This is a genomic window from Intrasporangium chromatireducens Q5-1 (assembly GCF_000576575.1).
In the GTDB taxonomy this organism is placed as follows: Bacteria; Actinomycetota; Actinomycetes; order Actinomycetales; family Dermatophilaceae; genus Intrasporangium_A; species Intrasporangium_A chromatireducens.
In genome coordinates, this window is record NZ_AWQS01000254.1 from 1 (window position 1) to 5207 (window position 5207).

The 5207-nt window shown below is 71.0% G+C and carries 3 protein-coding genes; all 3 read left to right on the forward strand.

Features of this window, described 5'->3' with window-relative positions; translation table 11 throughout:
- The coding region (gene fdh, locus N864_RS18925) for a formate dehydrogenase (RefSeq protein ID WP_240474404.1) at positions 1–3063 on the forward strand (3063 nt) is incomplete at its 5' end.
- Positions 3060–4043, forward strand: coding sequence for a 4Fe-4S dicluster domain-containing protein (locus tag N864_RS18930; RefSeq protein WP_240474405.1), 984 nt, complete (start codon positions 3060–3062; stop codon positions 4041–4043). The genes fdh and N864_RS18930, both read left to right, overlap by 4 nt.
- Positions 4040–5167, forward strand: coding sequence for an NrfD/PsrC family molybdoenzyme membrane anchor subunit (gene nrfD / locus N864_RS18935; RefSeq protein WP_240474406.1), 1128 nt, complete (start codon positions 4040–4042; stop codon positions 5165–5167). Before N864_RS18930 ends, nrfD begins: the two co-directional genes overlap by 4 nt.
- Positions 5168–5207 lie beyond the last annotated feature (40 nt).

Genomic DNA, 5207 nt, shown 5'->3' on the forward strand with positions numbered 1-5207 from the left:
TGCCCCAAGGGATCTGCGAGCGAGCAGCTCGTCAACTCCCCGACCCGCGCGACGCGGGTCCTCTACCGCGCGCCGTACGCGACGGACTGGACGAGCCTCGGGCTCGACGAGGCCGTCGACATGATCGCCGACCGGGTCATCGAGTCCCGGCGGCGCACCTGGCAGGACAGCGACGACCAGGGCCGGCCACTGCGCCGCACCATGGGGATCGCCTCGCTCGGGGGTGCCACCCTCGACAACGAGGAGAACTACCTCATGAAGAAGCTCTACACGGCGCTCGGGGCGATCCAGATCGAGAACCAGGCCCGGATTTGACACTCCTCCACGGTCCCCAGTTTGGGGTCCTCGTTCGGGCGCGGTGGGGCCACGACCTACCAGCAGAGCCTCGCGGATTCTGACTGCATCGTCATCCAGGGCTCCAACATGGCCGAGTGCCACCCGGTGGGCTACCAGTGGGTGATGGAGGCCAAGGCACGCGGCGCGACGATCATCCACGTCGACCCCCGGTTCACGCGGACGTCGGCGACGGCGACGAAGCACGTGCCGATCCGCGCGGGCAGCGACATCGTCTTCCTCGGGGCGCTCATCAACCACGTCCTGACGAACGACCTGTGGTTCGAGGACTACGTCCGCGCCTACACGAACGCCGCGACGATCGTCAACGACGACTTCCGCGACACCGAGGACCTCGGCGGGGTCTTCTCGGGCTACGACCCCGAGAGCGGCTCCTACGACCTGCGCAGCTGGGGCTACGCCACGGCCGACGAGGCGAAGGACGGCGATCCTGACTCGATCGGCGAGCCGGGCGAGCACGACTCGGGCGAGCTCAAGGCCGAGCACTCGGCCGGCCAGCGGCACGGCGCGGGCGGGCCACCGCTCGAGCACGCCCGGGTCAAGCGTGACGAGACGCTGCAGCACCCGCGCACCGTCTTCCAGATCCTCAAGCGGCACTTCGCCCGCTACACGCCCGAGATGGTCCGCGACGTGTGTGGCATCAGCACCGACGACTTCGCCTATGTCGCCCGGGCGATCACCTCCAACAGCGGCCGTGACCGCACGACGGCGTTCGTCTACGCCGTGGGGTGGACGCAGCACAGCGTCGGCGTGCAGTACATCCGCACGGCGGCGATCCTGCAGCTGCTCCTCGGCAACATCGGCCGGCCGGGCGGCGGGATCATGGCGCTGCGCGGGCATGCCAGCATCCAGGGCTCGACCGACATCCCGACGCTGTTCGACCTGCTGCCCGGCTACCTGCCGATGCCGGTGTCCGGCAAGCACGAGTCGTTCGACGAGTGGGTCGGCGCCGTCGCCTCCAAGCAGCAGAAGGGGTTCTGGGCTGCCACGGACACCTACGCGGTCAGCCTCCTCAAGGCGTGGTGGGGTGACACGGCCACGGCGCAGAACGGCTGGTGTTTCGACTACCTGCCGAAGCTGACCGGGTCGCACAACACCTACGCGACGACGATGGCCATGCTCGAGGGCACGGTCGAGGGGTACTTCCTGCTCGGACAGAACCCGGCCGTCGGCTCGGCCAACGGCCGGATGCAGCGCAAGGCGATGGCCAACCTCAAGTGGCTCGTGGTCCGCGACCTGAACCTCATCGAGTCGGCCACGTTCTGGAAGGACGGCCCCGAGATCGCGAGCGGGGAGCTCGAGACCGACCAGATCGGCACGGAGGTCTTCTTCCTTCCGGCCGCGGCACACGCGGAGAAGGACGGCACCTTCACCAACACGCAACGGCTGCTCCAGTGGCACCGCACCGCGGTGCAACCGCCGGGCGATGCCCGCTCTGAGCTGTGGTTCTACCACGAGCTCGGCAAGCGGATCCGGGCCCGACTGGCCGGCTCGGACGACCCACGCGACCGCCCGATCCTCGACCTGACCTGGGACTACCCCGAGGACGAGCACGGCGAGCCGTCCGCCGAGACGGTGCTCCAGGAGATCAACGGGCGCCACCTGAGGGGCGACAAGGCCGGCGAGCCGCTGTCGTCGTTCACCGAGATGCGCGCGGACGGCTCGACGGCGGGTGGCTGCTGGATCTACACCGGCGTCTACGCCGACGGGGTCAACCAGGCGGACCGACGACCCCGGCGCAGCGAGCAGGGCAGGACCGCCCTCGAGTGGGCATGGGCCTGGCCGATGAACCGGCGCATCCTCTACAACCGCGCCTCCGCCGACCCCGACGGCAAGCCGTGGAGCGAGCGCAAGGCCTACGTCTGGTGGGACGGGGAGCAGGGCAAGTGGACGGGCGACGACGTCCCGGACTTCCCCGCCACGAAGGAGCCGTCCTACCGGCCCGGCCAAGGCGTGGGCGGCGCAGAGGGCCTGGCCGGCGACGACCCGTTCATCATGCAGTCCGACGGCAAGGGCTGGCTCTTCACGCCCAAGGGCGTCGTCGACGGGCCCCTGCCGACGCACTACGAGCCTCAGGAGTCCCCGGTCAAGAATGCTCTCTACGCGCAGCAGCGCAACCCGGCGCGGCGCGTCTTCCCCCGCAAGGACAACCTCTCGGCACCGTCGGCGGGCGACCCGGGCGTCGAGGTCTACCCCTACGTCTTCACGACCTACCGGCTGACCGAGCACCACACAGCAGGGGGGATGAGCCGGTGGCTGCCCTACCTGTCCGAGCTGCAGCCCGAGTTCTTCTGCGAGGTCTCCCCGGCGCTGGCCGCCGAGCGGGGCCTCACCAACGGCGGCTGGGCCACGATCGTCTCGCCCCGCGCGGCCATCGAGGCCCGTGTCCTCGTGACCGACCGGGTCAAGCCGCTCACGATCGGCGGCCACACCGTGCACCAGATCGGGCTGCCGTACCACTGGGGCCGCGGCGGCATCGACCCCGTCGTGACGGGTGACAGCGCCAACGACCTGCTCGGCGTCACGCTCGACCCGAACGTCGCCATCCAGGAGTCGAAGGCCGCGTCGTGCGACATCCAGCCGGGACGTCGCCCGACGGGCAGCGCCCTGCTGCGGCTGATCGAGGAGTACCGGTCCCGCTCCGGTGTCACGACCGAGACGGACAACACGCTGCTGTCGCCCGGCGCGAACGAGGAGGTGTCGCGATGAGCACGAGCCTGATGCACAACCAGCTCTCCGGTCCACACGACCCCGCCCCCGCTGCGGGCTGGGTCGACGCCCCGGCGCGCAAGGGGTTCTTCACCGACACGTCGATCTGCATCGGCTGCAAGGCCTGCGAGGTCGCGTGCAAGGAATGGAACATGCTCCCCATGGACAACCTCGGGATGACCGGGGAGTCCTACGACAACACGGGGGCCCTCGGCGCGAACACCTGGCGTCACGTCGCGTTCGTCGAGCAGGGGCCGGCGCAGATCGAGCGGGCCCGGGAGTCGGGTCGCAAGGCGGTGTCCCTCGGGATGCCGACCGTCCGCTCCGCTTCCGAGAACGGGTATGCCGCTGGGTCACCTCCCGTCGAAGGTGACCTTCCCGACTTCCGCTGGCTCATGTCGTCCGACGTGTGCAAGCACTGCACCCACGCCGCCTGTCTGGATGTGTGCCCCACCGGGTCGCTGTTCCGCACCGAGTTCGGCACCGTCGTCGTGCAGGACGACATCTGCAACGGCTGCGGCTACTGCGTGCCGGCGTGCCCGTTCGGCGTCATCGAGCGGCGCGCCTCGCCGGACATGACCGGTGCCCGGATCGCCAAGGACGACGGCATCGCCCAGAAGTGCACCCTCTGCTACGACCGGCTCAGCGTCAACGAGGAGCCAGCGTGCGCGAAGGCCTGCCCGACCACCTCGATCCAGTTCGGCGACCTCGACGAGATGCGCCGGCGAGCCGACGAGCGGGTCACGGCGCTGCATGAGATGGGCTACACCGAGGCACGCACCTACGGCACCGACCCCCGCGACGGCGTCGGCGGCACCGGGTCGGTCTTCCTCCTGCTCGACGAGCCGGAGGTCTACGGCCTGCCCCCCGACCCCGTCGTGAGCACCCACACGCTGCCCGACAACTTCCGCAAGGCGGGCCTGGCCGGCCTGGCGATGCTCGGCGCCGCCGCCCTGTCGTTCCTGGGGAGGCGGTCGTGAGCACGCCACTCCCACCGAACCAGCCCGCCCCGCCGCCGACCTCGCCGTTGACCGGCGAGCAGCCGACCCGGGACCAGTCCTCCCCCGACACCCCGGTCCCACCCACGTCGGTGGCGCGCTCGACGTCAGGCGTCGCGTCAGAGGGTGACGGGCGCCGCCGCCGACGTGGCGGCGCCGAGCGGATGATGGTGCCCGACGTCGAGTTCGCCTCCTACTACGGTCGCCAGGTCGTCAAGCCGGCACCGTGGAAGGCCGAGATCCCGACCTACCTCTACACGGGCGGACTCGCCGCCGGTTCGGGCCTCATCGCCGCCGGGGCGCAGCTGGTCGGCCTGCGCTCGCTGCAGCGCAACGCCCGCCTCACGGCACTCGCGGCCCTCGGCGTCAGCACCGGGGCGCTCATCGCCGACCTCGGCAAGCCGAGCCGGTTCGTCAACATGCTGCGCACCGTCAAGCTCACCTCCCCGATGTCGGTCGGGTCGTGGATCCTGGCCGGCTTCGGCGGGTTCACCGGCGCCGCGGCGGTCGCCGAGATCGCCGGACCGCTGCTGCCCAAGGGCAGCTCGCTCGCCAAGGTCGCCGCCTTCACGGAGGTCGGTGCCAACCTCGGGTCGGCCGCGTTCTCCGCGCCGCTCGCCGCCTACACCGCCGTGCTGCTGAGCGACACGGCCACGCCGACGTGGCACGCGGTCTACAAGGAGCTGCCCTTCGTCTTCACCGGCTCGGCCCTGATGGCGGCCGGCGGTGCGGCCATGGTGACGACGTCGGCCCGGCAGGCGAAGCCCGCCCGTCGGGCCGCGGTCGTCGGCGCTGCGCTCGAGCTCGCCGCCACCGAGGTGATGCACCGCTCCGTCGGGATCGAGGGCGAGCCGCTGCGTCAGGGCCGGCAGGGCCGGATGCTCGAGGCGAGCCGGTGGCTCGCGCTCGGGGGTGCGGCGGTGACGCTCGTCGGGGGCCGGTGGCGCCCCGCCGCGGTCCTCGCCGGGCTGGCGCTGAACGTCGGCTCGGCGCTGACCCGGTTCGGCGTCTTCGAGGCCGGTGTCGCGTCCGCCAAGGACCCGAAGTACACCATCGTCCCGCAGCGCCAGCGCCTCGACGAGCGAGGTCCCACCCGCCTCACCTGACCCCTCTCAATCGACAGTGCGCTTCTCGACATCGACAGTG

Excerpts from the sequence above, each read along its gene's own strand:
- N864_RS18930 (WP_240474405.1), top strand. The coding sequence starts at position 3,060 with ATGAGCACGAGCCTGATGCACAACCAGCTCTCCGGTCCACACGACCCC.